At 71.9% G+C, this 23,623-nt stretch carries 24 protein-coding genes; 8 read left to right on the top strand and 16 right to left on the bottom strand.

The window, feature by feature from the left end; translation table 11 throughout:
* Positions 1-135: 135 nt before the first annotated feature.
* Entirely contained in the window at positions 136-816 is a 681-nt protein-coding gene (locus PT931_RS04815; RefSeq protein WP_456244478.1) for a DUF4230 domain-containing protein, read from the bottom strand.
* Positions 817-1,321: 505 nt separating this feature from the next.
* Between PT931_RS04815 and PT931_RS04820 the strand changes: the two genes are divergently transcribed.
* Entirely contained in the window at positions 1,322-2,443 is a 1,122-nt protein-coding gene (locus PT931_RS04820) for a thioredoxin family protein (protein WP_456244479.1), read from the top strand.
* 224 nt (positions 2,444-2,667) lie between these two features.
* Positions 2,668-3,156 (top strand): GNAT family N-acetyltransferase, encoded by a 489-nt coding sequence (locus PT931_RS04825; RefSeq protein ID WP_456244480.1) that lies wholly within the window; start codon positions 2,668-2,670, stop codon positions 3,154-3,156.
* A gap of 218 nt (positions 3,157-3,374) precedes the next feature.
* Here the strand turns inward: PT931_RS04825 and PT931_RS04830 are convergent, their stop codons facing one another.
* The 5 genes from PT931_RS04830 to PT931_RS04850 all read right to left on the bottom strand — a co-directional run bounded on the left by PT931_RS04830 (position 3,375) and on the right by PT931_RS04850 (position 7,734).
* Complete coding sequence (locus PT931_RS04830; RefSeq protein ID WP_456244481.1) at positions 3,375-3,980, bottom strand: LysE family translocator; 606 nt, start codon at positions 3,978-3,980, stop codon at positions 3,375-3,377.
* Between the two features lie 298 nt (positions 3,981-4,278).
* Positions 4,279-5,076, bottom strand: a complete 798-nt coding sequence (locus PT931_RS04835) for a phosphatase PAP2 family protein (RefSeq protein ID WP_456244482.1) — start codon at positions 5,074-5,076, stop codon at positions 4,279-4,281.
* A 104-nt stretch (positions 5,077-5,180) separates the two neighbouring features.
* Positions 5,181-5,663 carry a hypothetical protein gene (locus tag PT931_RS04840; RefSeq protein ID WP_456244483.1) on the bottom strand — a complete coding sequence of 161 codons (483 nt, stop codon included), beginning with the start codon at positions 5,661-5,663 and terminating at the stop codon, positions 5,181-5,183.
* Positions 5,660-7,060 (bottom strand): ATP-binding protein, encoded by a 1,401-nt coding sequence (locus PT931_RS04845; RefSeq protein WP_456244484.1) that lies wholly within the window; start codon positions 7,058-7,060, stop codon positions 5,660-5,662. Before PT931_RS04845 ends, PT931_RS04840 begins: the two co-directional genes overlap by 4 nt.
* Positions 7,057-7,734 (bottom strand): response regulator, encoded by a 678-nt coding sequence (locus tag PT931_RS04850; RefSeq protein ID WP_456244485.1) that lies wholly within the window; start codon positions 7,732-7,734, stop codon positions 7,057-7,059. Before PT931_RS04850 ends, PT931_RS04845 begins: the two co-directional genes overlap by 4 nt.
* Before the next feature lie 139 nt (positions 7,735-7,873).
* Here PT931_RS04850 and PT931_RS04855 point away from each other — a divergent pair, with 139 nt between their 5' ends.
* Positions 7,874-8,248 (top strand): FKBP-type peptidyl-prolyl cis-trans isomerase, encoded by a 375-nt coding sequence (locus tag PT931_RS04855; RefSeq protein ID WP_456244486.1) that lies wholly within the window; start codon positions 7,874-7,876, stop codon positions 8,246-8,248.
* A gap of 76 nt (positions 8,249-8,324) precedes the next feature.
* Here the strand turns inward: PT931_RS04855 and PT931_RS04860 are convergent, their stop codons facing one another.
* Positions 8,325-8,513, bottom strand: coding sequence for a hypothetical protein (locus tag PT931_RS04860; protein WP_456244487.1), 189 nt, complete (start codon positions 8,511-8,513; stop codon positions 8,325-8,327).
* Between the two features lie 146 nt (positions 8,514-8,659).
* Between PT931_RS04860 and PT931_RS04865 the strand changes: the two genes are divergently transcribed.
* The gene (locus PT931_RS04865; protein ID WP_456244488.1) at positions 8,660-9,928 is read left to right on the top strand and encodes a helix-turn-helix domain-containing protein; all 1,269 of its coding nucleotides are present in this window, start codon (positions 8,660-8,662) and stop codon (positions 9,926-9,928) included.
* A complete protein-coding gene (locus PT931_RS04870) occupies positions 9,925-10,458 on the top strand; it encodes a flavoprotein (protein WP_456244489.1) in 534 nt (177 codons plus the stop codon). The genes PT931_RS04865 and PT931_RS04870 overlap by 4 nt, the downstream gene beginning before the upstream one ends.
* Here PT931_RS04870 and PT931_RS04875 read toward each other — a convergent pair.
* From PT931_RS04875 to sigK, 6 genes are all read right to left on the bottom strand, one after another.
* Positions 10,455-11,426: a phosphotransferase gene (locus PT931_RS04875; protein WP_456244490.1), complete on the bottom strand. Its 972-nt coding sequence runs from the start codon at positions 11,424-11,426 to the stop codon at positions 10,455-10,457. The genes PT931_RS04870 and PT931_RS04875 overlap by 4 nt on opposite strands.
* A gap of 91 nt (positions 11,427-11,517) precedes the next feature.
* Positions 11,518-13,998 (bottom strand): collagenase, encoded by a 2,481-nt coding sequence (locus tag PT931_RS04880; protein ID WP_456244491.1) that lies wholly within the window; start codon positions 13,996-13,998, stop codon positions 11,518-11,520.
* Positions 13,999-14,285: 287 nt separating this feature from the next.
* The gene (locus PT931_RS04885) at positions 14,286-14,900 is read right to left on the bottom strand and encodes a fasciclin domain-containing protein (protein ID WP_456244492.1); all 615 of its coding nucleotides are present in this window, start codon (positions 14,898-14,900) and stop codon (positions 14,286-14,288) included.
* Positions 14,901-14,922: 22 nt separating this feature from the next.
* Positions 14,923-16,341 (bottom strand): molybdopterin-dependent oxidoreductase, encoded by a 1,419-nt coding sequence (locus tag PT931_RS04890; RefSeq protein ID WP_456244501.1) that lies wholly within the window; start codon positions 16,339-16,341, stop codon positions 14,923-14,925.
* Positions 16,342-16,491: 150 nt separating this feature from the next.
* Complete coding sequence (locus tag PT931_RS04895) at positions 16,492-17,226, bottom strand: anti-sigma factor (RefSeq protein ID WP_456244493.1); 735 nt, start codon at positions 17,224-17,226, stop codon at positions 16,492-16,494.
* Positions 17,223-17,825 (bottom strand): ECF RNA polymerase sigma factor SigK, encoded by a 603-nt coding sequence (gene sigK / locus PT931_RS04900; protein ID WP_456244494.1) that lies wholly within the window; start codon positions 17,823-17,825, stop codon positions 17,223-17,225. Before sigK ends, PT931_RS04895 begins: the two co-directional genes overlap by 4 nt.
* A gap of 177 nt (positions 17,826-18,002) precedes the next feature.
* Between sigK and PT931_RS04905 the strand changes: the two genes are divergently transcribed.
* Positions 18,003-19,118 (top strand): GDSL-type esterase/lipase family protein, encoded by a 1,116-nt coding sequence (locus tag PT931_RS04905; protein WP_456244495.1) that lies wholly within the window; start codon positions 18,003-18,005, stop codon positions 19,116-19,118.
* Positions 19,119-19,208: 90 nt separating this feature from the next.
* Positions 19,209-20,135, top strand: coding sequence for a LysR family transcriptional regulator (locus PT931_RS04910; RefSeq protein WP_456244496.1), 927 nt, complete (start codon positions 19,209-19,211; stop codon positions 20,133-20,135).
* 15 nt (positions 20,136-20,150) lie between these two features.
* On the opposite strand, the gene PT931_RS04915 is transcribed toward PT931_RS04910, so the two are convergent.
* The 3 genes from PT931_RS04915 to PT931_RS04925 form a co-directional block, all read right to left on the bottom strand.
* Positions 20,151-20,519: an ArsC/Spx/MgsR family protein gene (locus tag PT931_RS04915; protein WP_456244497.1), complete on the bottom strand. Its 369-nt coding sequence runs from the start codon at positions 20,517-20,519 to the stop codon at positions 20,151-20,153.
* Positions 20,520-20,663: 144 nt separating this feature from the next.
* A complete protein-coding gene (locus PT931_RS04920) occupies positions 20,664-21,239 on the bottom strand; it encodes a hypothetical protein (RefSeq protein WP_456244498.1) in 576 nt (191 codons plus the stop codon).
* A gap of 168 nt (positions 21,240-21,407) precedes the next feature.
* Positions 21,408-21,833: an OsmC family peroxiredoxin gene (locus tag PT931_RS04925; protein WP_456244499.1), complete on the bottom strand. Its 426-nt coding sequence runs from the start codon at positions 21,831-21,833 to the stop codon at positions 21,408-21,410.
* Positions 21,834-22,419: 586 nt separating this feature from the next.
* Between PT931_RS04925 and PT931_RS04930 the strand changes: the two genes are divergently transcribed.
* Positions 22,420-23,623: AMP-binding protein (locus PT931_RS04930; RefSeq protein ID WP_456244500.1), on the top strand; the 1,204-nt coding region annotated here is incomplete at its 3' end.

A 23,623-nucleotide genomic window follows, 5' to 3' on the forward strand; every position in this document is an offset into this window, starting at 1 on the left:
AGCCCGACCGAGCCCGCCCCGGCAGCCACCCAGAACCTCGGGGCGGGCGCGACGGGAGGCCACCTCAAGCGGCATCCGCAGCGGCCGGCACTCGCCAGCCTGGTGGAGCCGGCCCGGCGGCTGCGGACCCGACGTTCACGGCGCCTTGGCGAACTCCACCGTCACCGTCGTGAACCCCAACGACCGCAACAGCCCCGTCAACGTCGACCGGGCGTTCGTCCGGGCCCGTTCGGCCAGCGTCCCGTCGTTGGCCGACGCGCTGATCTTCTGCTCCGCGAGGAGGTAGAGCTGCTGGGTACGGTTCGCGTCCCCGCCGCCGAAGTCCTTGAGCCGGTTCACGAGGCCGCGCTCCTCGGAGTACACATAGCTGCGGTTGTGGTCGATGTTGGGTTTGCCCATCGCCGGCTGCGGCAGGGTGATGGTGACGGTCTTCTGGTCGGCGGACACCTTGACGGCGTCGCCGCGCAGCCCGCCGAACTCGACGTAGGCGTCCACGGTGCCGGCGGCCACGAAGAGGGTGCGGCCGCCGTACAGGAAGGAGGGGATGTACTTCGCGTCCTTCTCCAGGTCCACGATCAGCTCGTAGTTGCCGGCGGCGGCCACGAACCGGCTCAGGTCCTGCACCGAACGGAGCACGACGGGCTGGCTGCGGTCCGTGGTCCGGGTCCCGAACGGGTCGAACGAGCCGGGCAACAGTCCCATCAGGCTGGTCACGACCGCCACCGCCAGCACGACGACCACCGTGACGAGCACTGTGAACAGGACCTTCAGGCCACGCCGGGGGACGACTCGCAGGCTGCTCGGGGTCTTCGACATCGTCGGTCACCTTCCGCCAGGTGGGGTGCCGGACGGGGGGACCCGGCGCTTGTTCATACCCCGTCGGGGCCGAACACGCACCCTCCGGACGCGCCAACATTCCGGGCTGTCCCGGGACGGAGGTGCCCGGCCGCTCCGAACGCCAGGAGGACCGGCGACCGGCCATCACGGGTGCTGCTCAACCTGACCCGGTGCGGCCGGAAACCGTTCTGGCCCAATGCGGTCGGGCGCACGCCCAGCCGAACTCGCCCACCGTCGTCGAGCCCAGACCGAGCCGATCTGGGCCACCGTGGTCGAGCCCAGGCCGAACCGAGCTGGCCCGACTCGGCCAGACCCAGGCCGAACAACCCGGCCCGACTCGGCCACGCCCGGGCCGGAGGCCTGGCCCGGATACTCCTCCGGCCGCCCGAGTCGGCGATCGCCAACGCCGGTACCGACGAAGCTCCAGCACTCACTCACCTCCGGAACATCCACGAATGTCCGATCGACGTGGCAGGATTGTCCAGTGGCTGATCTTCGTCGGTTGACCTTCCCCGCCGACCGTTCGGTGGGCACGCTCTACCTGGACTCCCCGGAGGGCGAGCAACGGGAGACGCCCGCCCGGGGCGTGGTCGACGTCGCCGCCGGCTGGCGGGTCACGCTCGACACCGACGGCGAGCACCTGGGGGCGCTGTCGGATCTGCCGCCGGGCGCGCTGGACGAGCTGGTCGCGGGCGAGGTCACCGACGAGCACCTGGCGACCCTCGGTGACCTGCGCGGACTCGGCTCGCTCATGCTGTTCGGCACGTTCACGGACTGGGCGGTGCCGGTGGTGCCCGGCCTGGAGACGCTCGCGTTGTACAGCGAGGGGCTCACCGACGCCGTGATGGCCCGACTGGCGCGTCCGCTGCCGGCCGAGCTGACCCTGGCGGCGGGGCTGCTGACCGACGACACCCTGCTGGCGTTGGCCGGCGAGGACCAGGTCGTGGCGGTCAACGTGTCCGGCGACCGGATCTCGGGGCGCGGGCTGGCCGCCCTGGCCACGTTGCCCCGGCTCGACCGGCTGGTGCTGGGCACGTCGGGCGCGTTGACCCCGGCGGCGCTGGAGGGCCTGGTGGGCGCCCCGGCGCTGCGGATCCTGTACCTGATCGGTCCGTGGGACGACGCGGTGCTGGAGGCGATCCCGCCGTTGGTGCCCCCGTTGCGGCACCTGACCGTCACCGATCCGGACGGGGAGCGCAGTCCGTTGAGCCCGGCCGCGGTGGCGGCCCTGCGGGAGCGGTGCCCGGGTCTGATCGTCGAGGAGCTGCTGTCCACGGCCGAGCTCGATCCGGTGGTCGGCGCGGACCTGGCGGGCGCGCTGGGCGGGACGCGCCCCGCCCTGGTGTACTTCCACGCGCCGTGGTGCCATCCGTGTCGGCAGTACGGGCCGGTGTTCGGGCAGGTGGCGGTCGCGTTCGCCGACCGGGTGAGCCCGGTGCACGTGGACGTGGAGGACGAGCCGGACGTCGCCGACCGGTACGCGATCCGCTCCGTGCCCACCGTTCTCCTCCTCGACGGCGAGCGGGAACTGCTCCGGCTGCCCGGGGCGCACGGCCGGGCCGTGCTGCACGATCGGATCACGGCGGCGCTCGCCGGCCATCCGTGAGCCGGCCCTCCGCGAGCCGGCCCTCCGCGAGCCGGCCATCCGCGAGCCGGCCATCCGTGAGCGGGCCCTCCGCGAGCCGGCCCTCCGTGAGCCGGCCCTCTCTGAGCGGGTCCGCCCTGAGCCAGCGATCCGTGAGCGGGCCCGTCATGACCCGGCCCTCCCCGAGGAAGAGATAGCTCTTTCGGCACATGCGGGGCCCGGGAACACGTGGCAGGCTTGGAGCCATGCAGCGGATCCGTAGCGCGCGGCCGGACGAGCGGGAGATCCTGTCCGCCGTCGAGGGGGCCGCCGACACCCTGTTCGCGACGGTCGGCATCTGGCCGTTGCCGCCGCCCGGGCCTGCGTCGGCGTTCACGTCGGCGCACGCGGTGCTCGTGACCGGGGATCCGCCGGTCGGGTTCGCCCGGCTGGAGGTGGTCGACGGGTCAGCGTTCCTCGAGCAGCTCTCGGTGCATCCCGACCACACCCGCCAGGGGCTGGGCGCGGGCCTGCTGGAGGCCGCCTGCGACTGGGCCCGCGCGGAGGGCTTCGCGACGATCACCCTGTCGACGTTCGTGGAGGTCCCGTGGAACGGGCCGTTCTACACCCGGCACGGTTTCGCCCCGGTCACCGGCGAGCTGACGCCCGGGCTGTGCGTCCTCCGGGACCGCGAAATCGCCCTGGGCCTGCACACCTTCGGCCCCCGGGTGATGATGCGCCGCCCGCTGACCTAGACCCAAAACCATCAGGGGGGTACGGGAACCCGCCTCCACGATCACCCGGCGCGCGTCCCCGACGAACGGGCAGAAGGGTCCACTTCGGGCGGCGCCACCCCGCCCGGGTTCGTCCTCAGTCGAGGAGGCCGACCTCGCACTCAGTCAAGGACGGCCAGCCTCGCACTCATTCGAAGAAGGCCGACCTCGCGCTCAGTCAAGAACGGCCAGCCCCGCGCTCAGTCGAGGAACGCCAGCTTCGCCCCGAAGCCGATCAGCGCGGCCCCGGTCACCCGGTCCAGTGCCTTGCGGACGGCCCGCCGCCCCAACCAGCCCCGTACCGCGTGCGCCCCGCAGATCAGCAGCGTGAACCAGATCATGCCCTCGATGTCGTGCACCAGGGCCAGGAGCAGCCCCATGGCCAGGTGCGAGGAGTCCGCCGGGATGAACTGGGGCAGCATGGCGACGTAGAACGCGCCGATCTTCGGGTTGAGCAGGTTCGTGGTCATGCCCCGCAGCCAGGCCCGGCGCACGCTCGGCGCGGGCGCCTCGACGTCCGGGGTGGCCCGCCGGCGCAGCATCCCGATCCCCAGCCACACGAGGTACGCGGCGCCAACGAACTTCAGCACCGTGTACGCCAGCTGCGACGCCGCCAGCAGTGCCGACACCCCGACGGCGGCCGCCGCGCCCCAGATGAGCGCGCCCACACCGATCCCGAACGCCGTGGCGAACGCGGCGGCCCGGCCCTGGGCGACGGCGGTGCGCAGGACGAGGGCCGTGTCGAGGCCGGGCATGATGGTGAGGAGCCCGGCTACGAGGGCGAACGACGCGATCGAGGTGAGCATGGGGCCAGCTTGCCCCGCTTCGGCAACTCTGTCACCTGTGGCGCCGCCCACACCCGCCCCACCGGCTCCCCCGGGCACTGCCGCCCGGCCACGCGGTGCCGACCGGGGCTGACCGCGCCGGATCCGGGCCCCGGCGGCCGTCGCGCTCCTGGAGCCGGCCGCCGACGTCGAGCAGCTCGCCGGGGGTGCCGACCTCCCAGGTCAGGTGGTGCGCGGCGGCACGGGTCACGTCACGGCCGGTCCCGCTGCCGCGACGCGCCCCGGGTCACCGCCGGTCCCGCTGCCGCGACGCCCCGGGTCACCGCCGCGCGTACCCGTGCAGGCCCGCCGCCGCGAGGCAGTACGCCGCGCCCGCGATCAGTACCCCGCCGATGCCGTCGCTCGGCCGGTGCCACTGCGCGACCACCGTGGCCACCAGCACCACCGTCACCGCGACCGTCCCGGGCACGAGCGCCAGGAGCCGGAACCGGGCGGGCAGGGCCAGGACCAGGGCGAGTACCAGGCCTGCGGCGACCGTCACGTGTCCGCTGGGGAAGCTGTTGTGCGTGGTGGCGAAGTCGGCGGCGTCGAGGACGGGCCGGGGCAGGACCTCCTTGAGGGTGCGGGCCGCCAGGACGGCCGCGCCGACCATGCAGATGCCGACCACCCCGGCCCAGAACCGCCGGGCGGCCAGGCCGACGAGGAGCACGGCGGCGACCAGCACTGCCAGGGTCAGCGGTTCGCCGAACCAGTCGAGCAGGCGCCAGGCCCAGGTGCCGTCGGGGTCGCCCCAGCCCTCGTTCAGGTTCCGGTACTCCAGGGCCTGGCCGATCGGGGTCCACACCGCGAGGACGTACGTCGTGACCAGCGCGCCCAGGCAGAAGGCCGCGCCGACCAGCAGCGCGCCCACACCGAGCGGGCGGCGGTGCACCGGCGTGCGGGCGGGCCAGGGCTCGACGGGGCCGGGGGCACCCGGGACCGAACCGGGACCACCGCGCGCGCCACCCGGGACCGAACCCGCCAACCGCAGATCCAGGTGCGGGTCCAGATACGGGCGCCCGGTCCGGGCATCGGAGGGAAGCTGGACAGTGGGAATATCTCTCGTCTCGACCGGCATACCCACCACGCTGCGTGACGGTTGTCCCGCCCGCGTCCGCACTTTGTCATCGTCGTGTCACAACGCCCCGACCGAAAGCGTCAAAGTCACCAATCAGGGATGAATCACCCCAACGGGCAGCCCCGGTCCTCCCGCCGGCCACTCGTCCCGACGACCGACACCAACGACCCCACCGCCATGGCGTGCTCGGCGGCCTCCCCGGCCAGTACCGTGCAGACGAGCTGGTCCAGGGCCCGCGAGGACAGCCCGGCGACGGCGGTGCGCACCCGGACCTCGTACCGCTGCGGCGTCTGCCGGACCACCTCCGAGCCGCCGTCGGTGATCACCGGTAGGGCGGTCGTGACCCCCCTCTCGCGCTCGTCGGAACGCGGCCCGGCGAGCAGCAGGTCCACCTTCTGACTCACGGAGAGTGGCTGCGAGTCGATCCGCTCCGAGCGGAACAGTCCCCCGTTGAGGACGAAGTACAGCGCGGTGACCTCGGTGGTGACCTTTCGGGGCGCCTCCCCCGCCGGCACCACCGCGCTGGGCCGCACCCCGCACCCGGCCAGCAGCGTCACGGCCAGGACCAGCGGGAACACCCGTCTCACCGGATCCTCCTCGGCAGCCGGAGGGTGAACACGGCCCCGCCGTCGGGCCCGTTCGCGGCCTCCAGCCGGCCGTCGTGCAGGCGGGCGTTCTCCCAGGCGATGGCGAGCCCGAGGCCGCTGCCGTCGGACCGGGTGCGCGCGGTGTCGGCCTTGTAGAACCGGTCGAAGACATGCGGGAGTACGTCCGGGGCCAGCCCCGACCCCCCGTCGGACACCTCCAGCACCACGAACGCGTCGGTGGACCGCAACCGGACCCGGACCGGGGGCCCGCCGTGCCGGAGCGCGTTGCCGACCAGGTTCGCGATGATGACGTCGAGGCGGCGCGGGTCGAGCCGGGTCACGATGCCCTCGGGCAGGTCCGTCTCCACCTGGTCGGTCCAGCCCCGGGCGCGCAGGGTGGCCGTGACGGCGGGGGCGAGCTCGACGTCGTCGAGAACCAGGCCGGCGGTGCCGGAGTCGAAGCGGGACACCTCGATCAGGTCGTTGACCAGGCGGTTGAGCTTGCGGGTCTCCTGGCTGACCAGGCGGGCGGCCTCGGCGGCGTCCCCGTCGAGGTGCTCGGCCTCCTCGTCGAGCACGTCGGTGACGGCGGTCATCGCGGCCAGCGGCGTGCGCAGCTCGTGGGACACGTCGGCCACGAACCGGCGCGCGTCGGCCTCCATCCGGCGCAGCTCGTCGACATGGTGTTCGACCGCGTCGGCGCTGTCGTTGAACGTCTTGGACAGGTCGGCCAGCTCGTCGGACCCCTTGACCTCCAGCCGGGTACCGAAGTCGCCCGCGCCCCACCGCCGGGTCGCCAGCCCGAGCCGCCGGACCGGACTGAGGACGCCCTGGGCGGCGACCAGCGCCAGGATCACCGCGAAGAGCAGGGCCGGCGCGCCGGTCAGCCACGCGGCCGTGGCGAGCCGTTCGATGCTGGCCTTCTCCGCGTGCAGGCTCTGGAGCGAGTACACCTCGATGCCCGAGGGTCTGGTCTCGTTGTCGGCGCCCTGGAGCAGCAGCGGCATGCCGATGGCCAGCTCGGGGTTGTTGTCGCGGACCTGGCGCTGCCAGACGGCGTCGGTGCCGTCGTGCACCTGGGCGCGCAGCTCGGCGGAGAAGACGTCGAGTTCCATGCCGGTGTCCGAGCGCAGGTCGCCGTAGACCGTGACGACGGACGCGTCGGTGGTCATCAGGGCCGTCGACAGGTCGTTGAGGTCCTGCTGGGTGGGCGGCAGCCGCAGGCCCCCGGCGAGGTTCGCGAGCCGGGTACCCAGCGAGGTGACGGCCGGGTCCTGGGCGTTGCGCAGAATGATGGTGCGGGCCTCGACATAGCTGGCGCCGGCCGTGGCCAGGGCGCTCACGACGCCGAGCAGCACGAACGCGAGGATCAGCCGGGGTCGGAGGCCGAGCCTCACGGGACCGGGCCGAACCGGTAGCCGAAGCCGCGCACGGTCTGCACGAACACCGGGGCGGACTGGTCGTCCTCGATCTTCAGCCGGAGCCGCTGCACGCACGCGTCGACCAGCCGGGAGTCGCCCAGGTAGTCGTGCTCCCAGACGGCCTCCAGGAGCTGCTGCCGGCTGAGCACCCGGCCCGGAGCGCGGGACAGTTCGAGGAGCAGCCGCAGCTCGGTGGGCGCCAGGCTCACCGCGTCGCCGCCCTTGGTGACGGTCAGCGCGGCCCGGTCGAGCACCAGGTCGCCGTGCCGTTCCTGCTCGGAGCGCTCGGCACCGATCCGGCGGAGCACGGCGCGGATCCGGGCGTCGAGCACCCGGGGCTGCACCGGCTTGATCACGTAGTCGTCGGCCCCGGCCTCCAGACCGGCGACCACGTCCATGTCGTCGTTGCGCGCGGTCAACATCACGATGGGTACGTCCCCCGCCGCGCGAATCCTCCGACACACCTCAAAGCCGTCGATACCGGGCAGCATCAGGTCCAGGATGACGATGTCGGGGGTCTCCGCGCGGAGCAGATCGAGCCCCTGTTCACCGGTCCCGGCGGAGCGCAACAGGTGCCCCTGGCGGCGGAGTGCCAGCTGGAGGCCCTCGCGGACGGCCGGGTCGTCTTCGATCAACAGGACCCGAGGCATGGCATCCACTATCGCACGGCCCATGCGCCCCAGCCTGCGGTCCCCGCGTCCCCGACCGGTCCCCGGAGTGTCATGGTTCGGTCACGGCGGGCCCGACCACCGGGGCACGCCGACCGGGGACGTGCCTAAGATCGAACGCATGAGTCTGACAAAGCCGGTAATTGAGTTCCCCGAGGGCGCGGCCCCGGCGGAGCTGGAGATCGTCGACCTCGTCGTCGGGGACGGCGACGAGGCCAAGGCCGGCCACCAGGTCGTCGTGCACTACGTGGGCGTGGCCTACTCCACGGGCGAGGAGTTCGACGCGTCCTGGAACCGCGGCTCCCCGTTCCAGTTCCCGCTCGGCGCGGGCCGGGTCATCGCGGGCTGGGACCAGGGCGTGGCGGGCATGAAGATCGGCGGCCGGCGCAAGCTGACCATCCCGGCGCACCTCGGGTACGGGGACCGGGGCGCCGGCGGCGCGATCAAGCCGGGCGAGACCCTGATCTTCGTCGTGGACCTCCTGGGCCTGTCCTAGGCACCACCCGGCCGGACCCGCCCCCGGGTCCGGCCGTTCCCCACCCCACCCACGTTTCACGGAACCGTGAAGCTCCTCACCCCCGGTCGCGGCGCACGACCATCACCTGTTGGTCGCCGACGCCGATGGCCCCCGCATGGGCAAGCCGCCACGTGTGGAACACCGACATCGCGCCCTCCAGATCCCCGTGCGTTGACACCTCCAATACCTGCTCCCGATCTGCGTGGTCCCGCGCGCGGCGCGTTCTGACGACGTGGAACGCCACTGTTCCCCTCCCTGATGCCGGCTGGGCAGCCGCCGGCCGGGGTACGGAACCTCCGGCCGACGGCGCTGGCACCAGAGTCCCGTTCGCCCCCTTCCCAGGTGAATCCAACAGATCTATACAGTCCACACTCTGGCTACGCTGGGCGCATGGCAGAGCACAGGCTGACGCCCCTGGTGATCCCTGACGCGTTCTGGGACCAACCCGACGTCCGCGCGGCGTTGTCCGAACGCGACCTCGGCGCGGTGTTCCACCTGTTCCGCCGCCAACTCGGCGCGAGCCAGAACCGGATCGCGATCGCCGCCGGACTCACCCAACCCGACGTCAGCGCCTTCATGGCCGGGCGTCGGACGGTCCGCGACATCGACCTGCTGGAACGGATCGCCGGCGGACTGGACATGCCCGCACGCGCGCGACACCTGCTGGGATTGGCGTCGACGGAGCACGCGGACAGTGGCCAGGCCGGAATGACACCGGTTCCGGAACTCACGGCACTAGTAGTGGCTCTCCATCCCAGCGCGGCGGCCCCTGGTGGCGTCTCGGCCATCGCAGAACGACAGGTACTACACGCACTCACGGCCGCTGCGAAACGCGACTACCAGGCCTGCCGGTACTCGAAGGTAGTGGACGCCCTGCCGGAACTGCTAACGGCGTTTCCTACCCGGCACAGCGATCCAGACACCTGGGCACTCGCCGCCGACGCCTACCAGCTCGCCACCAGTGTGCTGATCAAGCTGGGAGCCTCCGGCCTCGCGATGGTGGCCGCCGACCGCAGCCTGACGGCGGCCGATCGGAGCGGTCAGCCGGTCGCGTCGATGGCCAGCAAGAGGGCACTCACGCACGCGCTGATGTCCGACGGACACCACCGGGCCGCCCGGCAGGTCGTCACCGGTGTCATGAACGCGTCCGTTCCGGCCGGTGCGTCGCCACAGATCCTGGCGGTCTACGGCGCTTTGGTTCTACGCGGCGCGAGCGCCGCCGCCCGCGACGAGGACCGTGCCACCGCACACCAGCTCCTGGATGAGGCCGCTGTCGTGGCACGCCGAGCCGGGTCCGACGGCAATGTGCACTGGACCGGGTTCGGCCCGACCAATGTTCTCCAGCACCGGGTGAGCATCGCAGTGAGCCTCGGAGACGCCGGGGCAGCCATCGACCACGCCAGAACGGTCCGGGTCGACCAGCTCGCGCTCGTGGAACGGAAGGCAGCACTGTGGCTCGATGTTGCGCGGGCGTATCTGCAATGGGGCAAGCACCACCGGGCCTATGAGGCCGTGCGCGCGGCGGAGGAGGTCGCACCGGAGGAGGTCCGGCACCGGTCCTCGGTCCGAGTACTCGTCGGGGACCTGGCAGCCACGGCACCGTGGAGCCTGCGGGCGCGGAGCCGTCAGCTGGCCGAGCGTCTGGGAGTGGCCCCGTGAACCTGCTCGTCGTGGTCTGCGCGGCCGGCCCCGCGTCCGATGTCGGCACCCTGCTCGCGCTCGCGCACGCCGAGGGCTGGACCTGCAGGGTGATCTGCACCCCGAGCGCGGTGCCGTTCGTGGACATCGAGGAGATCGAGAGGGTCACCGGCCACCCGGTCCGGTCCGGGTACCGCCCTGCGGGGACACCGCGCGTGCCCCAGGAACCGGTGGATGCCGTACTCGTCGCTCCGGCCACGTTCAACACCGTCAACAAGCTGGCCGCCGGGATCGCGGACACGTACGCGCTGGGTGTGCTCTCGGAGTGCGTGGGCGACGTACCCGTCGTGGTGGTGCCCTTCGTGAATGCCGCGCTGGCGAACCGGCGACCGTTCCGGACGGCGGTGGACGAGCTGCGGGCCGAAGGGGTCCGGGTGCTGCTCGCCGACCCTCCGCATCCCCGCGGCGCGGGCTCCGGGGTCGAGTTCCCCTGGCCTGCGGCGCTGGCGGCCCTGCGCCCCGGATCCCGAGCGGAGCCCCCAACGGCCTAGGGCCAGCCTGCACCCTCGTCCGCGCGCAGCAGCCGCCGCGCCCAGCCGTGCACCATCGGCAGCCAACTGTCCTCGTGCGCCGGACCCGTGGCGTCCGCCAGGGCGGTGAACTTCAGGATCTCGACGACGGCGCCGAGCGGCTTGGCCGCCTGCCAGCACCGGTCGAGAACGGGCCTCGGCGCGTGGTCGAGCCAGGCGTCCAGCACCCGGTCGACGTATTCGGCGGCGGCGGTCCCACTCGCGTCGTGCAGGAAGGCGGCGAGGTCGAACAGCGGGTGGCCGATCGCCGCGAAGCTCCAGTCGTGGATCAGGAAACCCCCGGCCCGCGCCACGGCGTTGCCGGGGTGGAAGTCGCCGTGGGTCACGGTGTCCGGCAGGGGTCCTGCCGCCAGCTGTTCGCAACAGGCCAGGAGAGCCGGCTCCAGAGCACGTAGCCGGCGGTGCTCGTCGCGGTCCAGGGCCCGGGGGCGGTTCGGTGCGGCACCCCACAGGTCGTCGCGGGCTAGCAGCGCGGGGATCCGGTCCGCCAGGTCCGCCGCGCTCAGCACGGGGCATCCGGCGTCCCTCAGGCCGGCGAGGTCCGTGGCGGTGGCCCGCTGCACCTCCGCCAGGGCCAGCGGCGCGCCGGTCCGGTCCAGCTCCGGGAGCGACCTCGCGTCCGTGCCGCCGAAGTCGGTCGTCAGCCACCAGCCGTCCCCGACCGCGAGGATCTCCGGAACCCCGCGCGGCCGCCGCCGGGCCAGGAACGCGATGACCCGGGGCTCGTGGGAGAGCCAGGGCAGCACGGCTTTCAGGTACACGTCACCACCGTCGGTGGGTACCCGGAGAACGGTCGACATGCTCCAGTGTTTGACGGACGTCACCGGACCGGTCCGCCTCAGGTTCCGACCGTCCAGCGCGTCGTCGAGGGCCGCACTGATCCCCTCGAACCAGCCGGGGTCGAACCAGGCCGGCGCCACGTCGCCCACCGCGCCAGTATGCCGCAGACCACCGCCAACGGGGCCCCGGGAAACGACGGAGGGGCCCGGCTGGGTGCCGGGCCCCTCCACCATCGGAGTACTAGTAGGTGACGCTGATGTTCACACCGCTGAACGCCGCCGTCGCGTACAGGCTCACGTAGCGGTACCCGGCCCCGGAGTTGCGGACCGTCAACGTCTCCGCGTTACCGGCCCCGGTCGACCGCGCGCTGTACACCTGGCGCGTGGCCCAGCTGCCGGAGTTGTAGTACACGTCGGCGTTGCCCGTGCCACCGCTGGTGGTGATGGTCACGTTGGTGGTGCCGGCGGGGACGTACACGAAGAAGTAGACCAGTCCGCCCTTGGCCGCCGAGACGTTGCTGCGCTGGCAGCCCTTGGCGAGCGCGCGGGTGTCGAGGTCGGTGCACTCGGGGGTGCCGACGACGCTCACGGTCTTGTTGGTGCTGGCCGTCGCGCCCTTGTCGTCGGTGACGGTGAGCGTGATGGTGTAGGTGCCGGACGCCAGGTAGGCGTGCGACGGGGAGGCGGCGGTGGAGCTGCTGCCGTCGCCGAAGTTCCAGGACCGGGACGCGATGGTGCCGTCGGGGTCGGTGGAACGGTCGGTGAACGCGACGTTCAGGCCGGTGGCGGCCGTGTCGAACGCGGCGGTCGGGGGCGTGTTGGGGATGGGGGTGCCCGTGCAGGCGCCGGCGTTGCACGCGGTGAGCCACGTGTTGAAGTCGGCGTCGAGGCTGGTGCCCAGGGAGTTGTAGATCGCGTAGCCGCCGGCGAAGTCACCGGTGCGGAACTTGGCGAGGATGCTCATGACGACGGGCCGGCGCTTCTCCAGCATGTAGCGGCTCGCCAGGTAGCCCCAGTTGTAGATCCGGGTCGAGTTGGCGTTGTCGTACGTGGTCTGGAAGAGCGTGCTCAGCGGGTACGTGTGCAGCCCCGCCTGGTTGATCGCGTCGGTGTAGTTCTCGCCCCGGTAGGTGTACGAGATGTACTCCGCGAAGCCCTCGACCCACCAGATGTTCGGGACGGTCATGCCGGCGTCGAAGTCGCCGTACATGTTGTACCGGCCGTCGAGGTAGTGGGTGTACTCGTGGTTGAGGTTCCAGATCGCGAACGTCGGGCGCAGCCACTCGGCCTCGTAGGCGATGAAGCGCGGCTGGTTGCCCTGGACCGACGGGTCGCCCTCGAGGTACATGCCGCCGTTGTCGGTGCTGATCCCGAAGATCGCGCCGGCGTAGGTCTGGTAGTCGTCGGAGCTGTCGAACACGTTGATCTGGATGTTCGTGTTGTGGTCGTTGGCGACCGGCCCGTTGTCCGCGACGACGCTGTGGAACATGGCGTCCTGGTTCTGGACACTGGAGCAGGTCGCGGCGAGTTCGGCGGCCGTCATCGACTGGGCCCGGATGGTGTGCCCCGGGTCGCAGTTGTGGGTGATGGGCAGCGCGGCGGCGGCCAGCTTCGTCGACAGGTCGCAGATGTTGTAGTACGCGCACTGGGACTGGTCGAAGTAGTCGGCCATCTCGGCGACGCCGACCCAGAGCCGGGCCGTCGGGCCGGTCATCGCGGTGGAGGTGAGCAGCCCCTTCATCAGGGGGCGCACCTTGGACTGGAGCGCCGGGTACTGGACGAAGCGCGACATCTCCCGGCCCGCGTTGGAGACGAGGTACGAGCGGTCGGTGTCCAGCAGGTCCAGGTGGTTGAGCGCGAACGAGTTGAGCGTGTCGAGCAGGCTCGGGTCCGCGACGACCGCCGCGAGGAACTCCGCGTGGTAGTGCCCCCGGAACAGCGGGGTGTACGCGTTGTTGACCGAGGCCTTCATGTAGTAGAAGGCGTCGTAGGAGCTGTTGTAGCCGTTGAGGACGCGCTTGACGACCGGGATGTACCGGGCCTGCTCGTCGGCGCTGTCGATCAGGATCATCGCCTCGGACAGCGTGTTCCCGTGCGCGTCGTTCACGTCCATCATGTGCGAGCTGGCGAAGAACGAGTCCAGGCCGCCACGGATGGCCGTCTGGAGCGGGGTGCCGTAGTCGCCGACGACCTCGGGGGCGCCGTACTGGATGTAGTAGCCGGCGCGCAGGAACATGACCAGCTGGAGGGTGCTGGTCGTGTTGTTGCCCGGGTACGTGGCGGCGGTGTCCCGGAACGCGTTGGCGATCGTGACCATCTGCGCCTCGCGGAACACCGCGTTGGCGTTGGCGTCCGGGAGGTTGAACAGCGAGTTCACGCAGCTCACGGTCGAGGACTTGACGAACGTGACGAGCGCCGCGCCCGTCTGGGAGAAGTCAGCCGGGGTGCAGGAGGCCGCCGCCGCGCTCGGGGCCGCGCCGCCCCGGGCCTGCGGGCGGCTCTTGACCGTCCGGGTGTTCTCGGCCGAGGACTGCGGGGGCAGCAGGTTCGGCGGCAGTGCGGTGCTCTGTTCGTGCTCCGGGGTCAGGGCGCTGACGCCCGGGACCGAGGGGCCACCGGTCACCGGGGCCGGGTTCGCCGGGACGGCCGCGGCCGGGGCGGCCACAGCTCCCGTCAGGGCGAACGCGGCGGCGGTACACAAGATGGCGAGGGGTTTTCGCATCACCACTCCTTTGTGGAGTTAACGCTGGCCGGGCACGGGATGCCCGGCACGCCTCAGGGGACAGTGAGGCGTGAGGTGAAGAGTGTCATACCTTACTGACGCGAACAAGATCTCGATGCCCATCAATTCGCGGGGTGAACGGGCGGCTACGGACAGCAAAACGGCCGGGGTGTGGACCCGGCCGTTCCGGACAAACTCGGCGCGCGTGACCGCCCGCCGGCCTGCGCGAACCCAACAGATCGGGTCGGAGGGCACGAATGCCCTCCGACCCGATCGATGCGGTACGACTACATCGGCATGAGCACCGTGTCGATGATGTAGACGGTCGCGTTCGAGGTCTGCACGTTGCCACACACGACCTTCGCCGTGCCGTTGACGGTGTAGTCCGCGCCGCTGCCGCTGGCCTTGACCTCGCCACCCTGCAGGGTCTTGAACGGGCCCGCCGTGCCGAGCTGGCTCGGGGTGACCGACTGGCCGACCACGTGGTAGGTCAGGATCTTGGTCAGCTTCTCCTTGTCGGCGAGGACCGCGTCGAGGTCCGCCTTCGGGATCTTGGCGAACGCGTCGTTGGTCGGCGCGAACACCGTGACGCCCTTGGCGCCGTTGAGGGTGTCGACGAGCCCGGCGGCCTTGACCGCCGCGACGAGCGTGGACAGCACCGGGTTGTTGCTGGCCGCCGTGGCGACCGGGTCCTTGGCCATGCCGTCGAAGCTGCCGGCGCCGTCCTTCGGGACAGCGGTGCACGCCGCGCCGAACGGTCCGTTGGCCATCGGGGCGCTGGTGACCGGTGCCGGGGCGGCCGACGTGGGCGCCGAGGAGGTCGGTTCGGAGTCGTTCGAACAGGCTGCCATGGCCACGACGAACGGTACGAGGGCAGCCGCCATCACGAATTTGCGGAACATTGTCTACTCCCTGATAACTGGATTATCCGGCGGTGACTACCACCGAGTGCCAACCGGTCGCCCCGTCCGGGAACGGCGTGCGCCGCTCCTCGGGCTGGACCGCCCCGGTGCGGTCGGTCGCCCGGACCTCGAGCGTGTGCCGACCAGGGGTGGCGTCCCAGCGCCACGCCCACTGCCGCCAGGTGTCGGTCGAGACGACCGTCCCCAACGCCGTTTCCTGCCACGCGCCGCCGTCGACGCGCACCTCCACCCGTTCGATGCCCCGGCGCTGGGCCCAGGCCACCCCGGCGACCGTGACCATCCCGGACTTCGGGCGGGACAGCGGTCGGGGCGTGTCGATCCGGGAGAAAGTCTTGATCGGAGCCTGTTCCGCCCAGCCGCGCTTGACCCAGTACGGGTCGAAGTCGGTGAAGGAGGACAGCTCCAGTTCGACGAGCCACTTGGTCGCGGAGACGTAGCCGTAGAGTCCCGGCACGATCATCCGGACCGGGAAGCCGTGCTCCAGGGGCAGCGGCTCGCCGTTCATGCCCACCGCGAGGAGTGCGTCGCGGCCGTCCATCAGGGCGCTGGTCGGGGTGCCGGCGGTCCAGCCGTCCGAGGACCTGCTGACCACCTGGTCCGCCCCGGCCTGCGGCGCGGCTTCCCTCAAGAGCTCGTTGAGGGGTACGCCGAGCCAGCGCGCCGTCCCCGCCAGTTCCCCGCCGACCTCGTTGGACACGCAGGTCAGGGTGATCTCGCGTTCGACCAGCGGCCGGTCGAGCAGATCCTGGTACGTCAGGGTCATCGGCTTGCCGACCCGGCCCTTGATCTTCAGCCGGTAGCCGTCGGGGTCGATCCGGGGCACCACGAGGGCGGTGTCGACCCGGTAGAAGTCCCTGTTCGGGGTCACGAAGGTGGTCAGTTCGGGGATGCCCAGGTCGGGGGCCACCGCCGCCGGGGACACCGGCTCGGGCAGCGTCACCTTCGGCACGCCCGAGTTCCGCCGGGCCAGGGTGAACCCGGCCCCGCCGGTGACAGCCGCCGCGCCGAAGGCGAGCAGCACGCCCCGCCGGTCGACGTTGCGGCCGACGCCGTCCGCCGCGGGGGTGCGGAGGCTGTAGTGCAGGGCGAACCCGGCCGCGACGACCCCGACGAGGGTGGGGAGTGCCGCGACCGGGCCCGCGCCGGGCCGGGTGACCGCCGCGGCCAGCCCCAGCAGGCCGAACAGCGCCAGCCCGGCGTACCCGAGCCGCGGCCACCGCACGGCCACGATGCCCAGGACGACAGCGAAGACGAACAGGATCGAGCCGGTACCGATGAGGAGTGCGAGTTTGTCGTTCTCGCCGAACGTGCGGATCGCGAACTCCTTCGCCCACTCGGGCGTGGCGTCCACGACAGCGCCGCCGACGGCGACCAGGGGGCTGGTGCGGGGTCCGGTCAGCAGGGAGACCAGCTCCGCCACTCCGAGCGCGAGGGCCGCGCATCCCACTCCGGCCCATGCCCCGGTCAGTTGTTTTCTCACGTGGATGATTCGGGGCCAAGTACTCCAAGGATGGGTCTTCCATGAAAAAAGATGGGCGACCCATCCAGGTCGCCCATCCTCGTCGCGCGGTCAGCGGCGGATCGCCACCGCCGCGAGCACCGGTTTGGTCGGCTCCACCGAACCGCCGGCCGGTTCCCGGGTCAGGCCCAGGGCGTCCACCGAGGACAGACCCTTGAGCAGGGTCACCCCGGACCGTTCCCCGCCGGCCATCACGTTCGACGCCGTCGCGTTGGTGCCGACGATCGTCCAGAGCTGGTAGGCCTTGTCCTGGCCGACCTCGGGCAGGTCGGTCATCACGACCACCGCCTCGCCCCGCTGGTCGGACTTGATGACCGAGACCCGGCCGCCGCCCGTGACGTCCGCCAGGATCACCCGGGCGTCGGGGGCCGCCAGCACCGCGCGGATGTCGGCGGCCTGCTGGCGTTCGGTGGACACCCGGCGCTCCTGCACCACGTACGTCGTCGCGCCCACGCTCACCGCGATCACCGCCGCCGCGACCGCCGCCGCCGTCCACGCCTTCCACCGGCGCACCACGGCCGGGCTCGACACGGGTTCGGCGATCCGGGCGGCCGGGGCGAGCTGCCGGGTGCGGCGCGCCTCGGCGAGCACCCGGTCCCGGAGACCGGGCGGCGGCGGAGCTGCCGCGGCGCTGCCCAGCCGCGCCGCGGTGGCCCTCAGCTCCGTCACCTCGGTCGTGCACTCGGCACAACCGGTCAGGTGCCGCTCCACGGCGGCCCGTTCGAGGTCGTCGACGGCGTCGAGCACGTAGGCCCCGACGAGGGTGTGTACATCCATGGGGTTCATCCGGTCACCTCCAAGCAGTCCCGCAACCGGATGAGTCCGTCCCGGATCCTCGTCTTCACCGTGGGCAGCCCGATGCCGAGCAGGTCGGAGACCTGCCGGTAGGTGTACCCGCCGTAGTAGGCCAGTCCGATGGCCTCGTTCTGCAGTTCCGTGAGCCGCCCCAGACAGCGCCGGACCGCCTGGCGTTCCAGGTTGCCGGCCACCTCCTCGGCCACCTCGTCGTACGGCGCGACCGTCGCGGTCGCCGCCGCCCGGCGGTCGCGTTCCGACGCGGCCTGGGCCGAGCGGACCCGGTCCACCGCGCGCCGGTGCGCCAGGGTCAGCACCCAGCTGTTGGCGGACCCGCGCGCGGGGTCGAACCTGCTCGCCGTCCGCCACACCTCCACGAGCGCCTCCTGGGCGACCTCCTCGGCCTGGGCGGGGTCCCGGACGACCCGGACGCACAGGCCGTACACCTTCGAGGCGACCTGTTCGTACAGCGCGGAGAAGGCGTTCTCGTCCCCGCGCGCCACGAGCACCAGCAGCTCGTCGGCCGAGGGTCTCCCGTCCGGCGGGGGCGCTGCCCTCAGGTGCGGGGCTCGCGCGCTGTCGCTTTCCACCACGGTCCTCCACGGCTCGGTCCGATCCGACACCCCTGATTCGGAGCAGCACCCCTGCCGGATTGGTATGCCCTCTCATACTGCCTGTCGCCGATGCGTTGTCCGGGCGGTTCGGGTTCCGCCACGCTCTGGGCTACCGGCCGGTAGCCACCGGTCGACTCGGACAGGGAGGCTCAGATGAGAGGAAAGGCACTGGTGGTCGCGCTGGCCGCGGCGGCCTCGGTCATCGGGTACGCGCCGGCGGCCCGGGCGGCCGTGCCCACGGTGGCGGTGGCGCTCGGCGACAGCTACATCTCGGGTGAGGCGGGGCGCTGGTTCGGCAACACCGACGCGGTGGGCGGCAGCTCCGCCGGCACCGACCGGGCGTGGAACGGCTCGACGGTCGACCCCACCCGGGTGTACGGCCCCACCTACTCCTCCGGCTGCCACCGCTCGGACGTGTCCCCGCTGTCGGGCGCGTCGCTGGGCGTGGACCGGCTGGTGAACCTGGCCTGCTCGGGGGCCACCTCGGCGAACGTACTCCCGGCGGCGCTGGGCGGCGTGCCGTACAAGGGCGAGGCCCCGCAGATCGACCAGCTCGCCACGGTCGCCGCCGCGAACCGGGTGAAACTGGTGGTGCTGTCCGTCGGCGGCAACGACCTGGGCTTCGGGAACATCATCGCGAGCTGCATCGAGGCCTGGTTCTGGGGCGACTACTGCGCCGACGACCAGCAGCAGAACGTCGACGCGGCGCTGCCGGCGATGCGGAGCGGGGTCGCGGGCTCCCTCGCCGCGATCCGGGGCACGATGCGCGCGGCCGGGTACGCCGACGCCGACTACCGGCTCGTCGTGCAGTCCTACTCCTCCCCCGTGCCGCGCGGGGCGAACATCCGGTACTCCGACTCCGGCTGGAACCGGTGGAACATGGGCTGCCCCGTGGTCAACTACGACGCCACCTGGGTCCGCGACCGGCTCGTCCCGCAGCTCGGCACCGAACTGCGGGCCCTGGCGGGGGCCGGAGGGGCGGAGTTCCTCGACCTGCGCGACGCGCTCGACGGCCGGGAGATCTGCGCGAAGGGCCGGATCCGGGTCACCACCAGCAAGGCGCCCAGCGACCTGACGGCCGAGTGGGTCCGCGAGTTCTGGTCGAGTGAGAACGAGGGCCGCCAGCAGGAGACGTTCCACCCGAACGCGTACGGGCAGAAAGCGCTGTCGAAGTGCCTGACCCTGCTGGGCGCGGCGGCGAAGGGCAACTACAGGTGCGTCAACACGGCCGGGGCCGGGGTCGACGGCATGCGGCTCACGGCGGCGTGAGCGCGCCCCGGGGACCCGTCGGGGTCCCCGGGGCGATTCAGCACTTTCGGATATTGATCGCTACCCACCGGTAGGAATAGCATCCGCGACATGCAGCTGGAACTCCGCCACCTGCGCGTGGTGCTGGCGGTGGCCGAGTCGGGGAGCATCTCCCGCGCGGCGCAACGGCTGGGACTGCCGCAGCCGTCCGTGACCGCCCAACTCGCGCGGATCGAACGCGAGCTCGGCGCGCAGCTGTTCGCCCGGACCGCGACGGGCGCGGTGGCCACCCCCTTCGGCCGGTACGTGGTCGACCGGGCCCGCGCCGTGCTCGGCGAGCTGGACCGGCTGAACCGGGGCCGGCAGGGCTCCCCCACGGCGCCCCGCCAGCTGCGGATCGGGGTCGCGCCGGGCCTGCCGCTCGCCGGGATCGAGGTGTCGCTCGGGGTCGGCGACGTGACCAGCTACTCCGATCCGTCCACGCACGCGCTGGCCCAGCTGGTCCGGGCCGGGCAGCTCGACATGGTACTGCTGCGGGAGTACCCGGGGCACGAGTTCGTCGCGCCGCCGGAGCTGGCCACCCGGGTCCTCGTACCCGTCGAGCCCATGTTCGTCGGGTTGGCCGCCGACCACCCGCTGGCCGCGACGGACGAGGTGGCCCTCGCCGACCTGGCCGGGGACCGGTGGGTCGCGAGCCCACCGGACGACAGCGGCCTGCAGGCCCTGTTCCGGGCGGCGTGCGCGACGGCCGGGTTCACGCCGCGGATCTCGCACCAGACGAACGACTCGGTGTTCGCGAAGGAGTTCATCACCGGCTCCGGGTACGTGTCCCTGGCCAGCCCGCTGTCCTGGGACGGGCCCCGGCACGCGATCCGGCCCTTCGCGGGGACCCCGATCTGGCGGCGGCTGGTCGTCGGCTGGCGCGCGGACGGGCCGCTCGCGCACCGGGCGGACGACCTCGCCAACCGGCTCGACCGGTGGTACCACGACCTGGCGGTGTCCCGGCCCCGGTATGCCGCCTGGCTGGCGGCGCGCTGACCCTCCGCCGGGCACTCAGGCGGTCGGGCCGCCGACCAGCCGGTCCAGGGTCGCCCGGTCCCGGGCCACCACCGCCGAGCCGTCGTCGAGGAGCACGATCGGGCGCTGGATGAGCACCGGGTGCGCGACCATCGCGTCCAGCCACGCCGCCCGGGAGCCCGCGTCGCGCGCCCAACCGGCCATGCCCAGCTCCGCGTAGACGGCCTCGCCGGTGCGGCAGACGTCCCAGGGCTGCGCGCCGAGCCGGCCCAGGACGCCGTCGAGCTCGCGGGCCGTCGGGGGGACGTCCAGGTACGCCCGCAGGGTGAACTCCACGCCCGCCCCCGACAGGGTGTCGCGGGCGGCGGCGCACTTACTGCACGACGGGTTGTTCCACAGCTCCATCCCGCCATCGTCGCAGGCGGTGCCCGCAGCACCCCAGCGGGCCACGGGCACCCGGTCCGGAGCACGAAACGGACACCGGGTCACGGAGCCGGAGAACGGGTACGGCGGGCCCGCTCGGCCCGCCGTACCCGGAGAAGTGGTCTGTCAGCGCGCCCAGGCGGCCGTGCGTCGCCGTCGGGCCACCCAGCGGAGGAAGCTGGGCGCGGGTTTGGGGCTGCGGATCCTGGAGGGTGCGCCGGACTCCTCGCGGAGCCGGGCGGCGTCGAGGCGGGCGGCGGCGATGATCTCGTGCGCCTCGGCCTCGGCGGAGTGTTTGAGTACCTCGTCGGCGTGCCGTTCCTTGTCGCGCCGCGCGCGCAGCGCCAGCTCGAAGTCGCGCCGGGCCTGCAGTGCCCGCTCGTCGGCCTCGGCCAGGATCTCGGCCGCCTGGTGCCGGGCGTCCGCCAGCTCGGCCGCCGCGGCCTGCCGGAGCCGCTCGGCCTCGTTCTCCGCCATCGCGAGGATGGCCTCCATCCGTACGCTCAGCACCCGGGCGTCGCCGGTCGAGCCGAGCGAGCGGATGCGTTCGAGTTCACGGTTGGCCGACTCGAGTTCGAGACTGGCCGCGGCGAACCGGGCGGGTAGGTCCGCCATCAGTTCCCGTTCCGCGAGGGCCTCGATGAGCCTGCCCTCCAGCTGCGCGAAGCAGCGGTCCACCTGCTGCCGGTTATAGCCCCGCATCACGAGATCGAACTCGGCGGGTGCGCCTTCATTCATCCCCCACATGAATCGATGCTCACACATCGTCACAGCGTGTGTGGACCTTTTGCCTAATCAGTACAAGGGGATGCGTCTGACCGGATCGGGGGTGCGGGGCGGCCCGGAACGCGCCGGGCCGCCCGCCCCGAACTAGGCCAGTGCCGCGTCGAGGGTGATCTCGATGCTGAGGGCCTGGCTGACCGGGCAGTTCACCTTCGCCTGCTCCGCGAGGGCCACGAACTCGTCCTCGGACAGCCCCGGCACGACGCCCCGGACCCGCAGCGCGCTGCCCGTGACGCCGACGCCCGGCTGGAAGCCGACCACGGCCGACGTCTCCAGGCTCTCCGGCGCGTGCCCCGCCTTGTCCAGGATGTTGCTGAACGCCATCGAGAAGCACGCCGAGTGCGCGGCGGCGAGCAGCTCCTCCGGGCTGGTCCGCCCGGAGGCCTCGGGCTCGGTCCGGGCCGCCCAGGTCACGTCGAACGTGCCGATGCCGGAGGAGGCCAGCTCGACCGAGCCGCCCCCCTTCAGCAGCGAACCTTCCCAGTGCGTCTTCGCGCTACGGCTCGTGGCCATCGGTGCTCCTTCACGACGTTGACCCGGCGGACGCCGGATCCCGCCCAATCGTGTCAGATCGTCACCCTCGGCGGTCGTGACCCCGCTCTCCCCGGCGCGGGTGGCCGACGCGTAATGCGGAATGCGCGGCGGGGGGCCGACGGGTGTCATATCGGCGCGCTTGTGCGCCGAGTGCGGCCCGCTCCTCACCATGCGCGGATGGTCACATAGAGCGGATTCGACAGACGCCGTTCCCGGGGTCGACGGGGTTCGGAGATGATCGGAAAGTCGACTGTCCAATCGGGCCGGGGAATAACCGTTCAGCCGATCACGCGTCAACCTTTCAGGCAACAATGCCGGTTATCGCCGTGGCCAACCGTGCCCCAGGGTTCACCTGCTATGTCGGGCAGGCGTTGAATAGTGGGTATAAATAGGACGTCCATAGTGGATGTAGCCACACTCCTGAGTGCACCGCTATGCTGCGCTCGGGTACCCGCGAATGAGGAATGCGCAATAGGGCTCCACGGTGCGCGGGGACACGGTCAATGGGGAAGGATGATCCGGCATGGACAGCCAGGCGAGTGCGAACCGGAATTACGTTTGGCAGGTGCTGGATATATTCGCCCGGTACGGCGAGGCGGAGGCAATTGTCGACGAACGTCGGCGGATCACGTACACGGAACTGCGCGCCGAGATCCTGACCATGGCCGCCACGCTGCACGGGCACGGAATGCGCCCCGGACTCGCGGTCGGCATCCTCGCCGGCAACCCCGCCGAGACGATCGTGCTCCAGTTCGCCGTGCACCTCCTCGGCGGCCGGACCGCGTGGATCGCGCCCAACGCGCCCGCCGCGTTCCGGGACCAGTTCCTCGGCCTGGCCAAGGTCGACGCGTTCGTGTACGAGACGAACGCCTACGCGTCCTTCGCCCAGGACCTGGCCCGCTCCGCCGCCCCGCTGCCCGTGTTCTGCCTGTGCGGCGAGGGTCTCGGCCCCGACCTGGGCGCCGGGCCCCGGATCGACCGGATCGAGGACCTGCCGTTCGGGCCGGAGGACGTGACCACGGAGCCCGAGGCGCTGTTCCAGACCGGGGGCACCACCGGGCAGCCGAAGCTCGTGCACCACAAGCAGCGGTTCTTCGAGACGGCGCTGCTGTTCGCCGAGCAGTACGTCGAGGCCGGCGAGCACCCCATGAAGCACCTCGCCATGTCCGGGTACTGGCACGTGAGCGCCCAGATGCCCGGCCACATGAGCCTGTTCACCGGCGGCTCGTTCCACATGCAGGACGGGTTCGACATCGCGCTGTTCTTCGACACCATCGCCGCCGAGCGGATCACCGACACCCTGATCCCGCCGCCCCTGTTCGGCTACATCCTCGACCACCAGGTCCTCGAGAAGGCCGACTGCTCCAGCCTGCTGCGGATCAACATCGGCGGCAGCGCGATCACGCCCACCCGGCTGTCCCAGGCCATCGCGCGGTTCGGACCGGTGCTGCGGACCGCGTACGGGATGAGCGAGGCGCCCATCATCACCGCGTACCAGAACATCCCCGACGACCCGTCCGTGCTCGCCTCCGTCGGCCAGCCCTACGGCGACCTGCGACTGGAGATCCGCGACCCCGACGGCATCGCCCTGCCGACCGGCGGCACCGGCGAGGTCTGGGTGACCGGCGGCGTGATGATGGCCGGGTACTGGGGCCAGCCCGAACTCACCGCCGAGACCCTGGTGGACGGCTGGCTGCGCACCGGGGACGTCGGCTACCTCGACCCGACGGGCAACCTGTTCCTCGTCGACCGGGTCAAGGACATGATCC

Source organism: Longispora urticae (genome assembly GCF_053902585.1).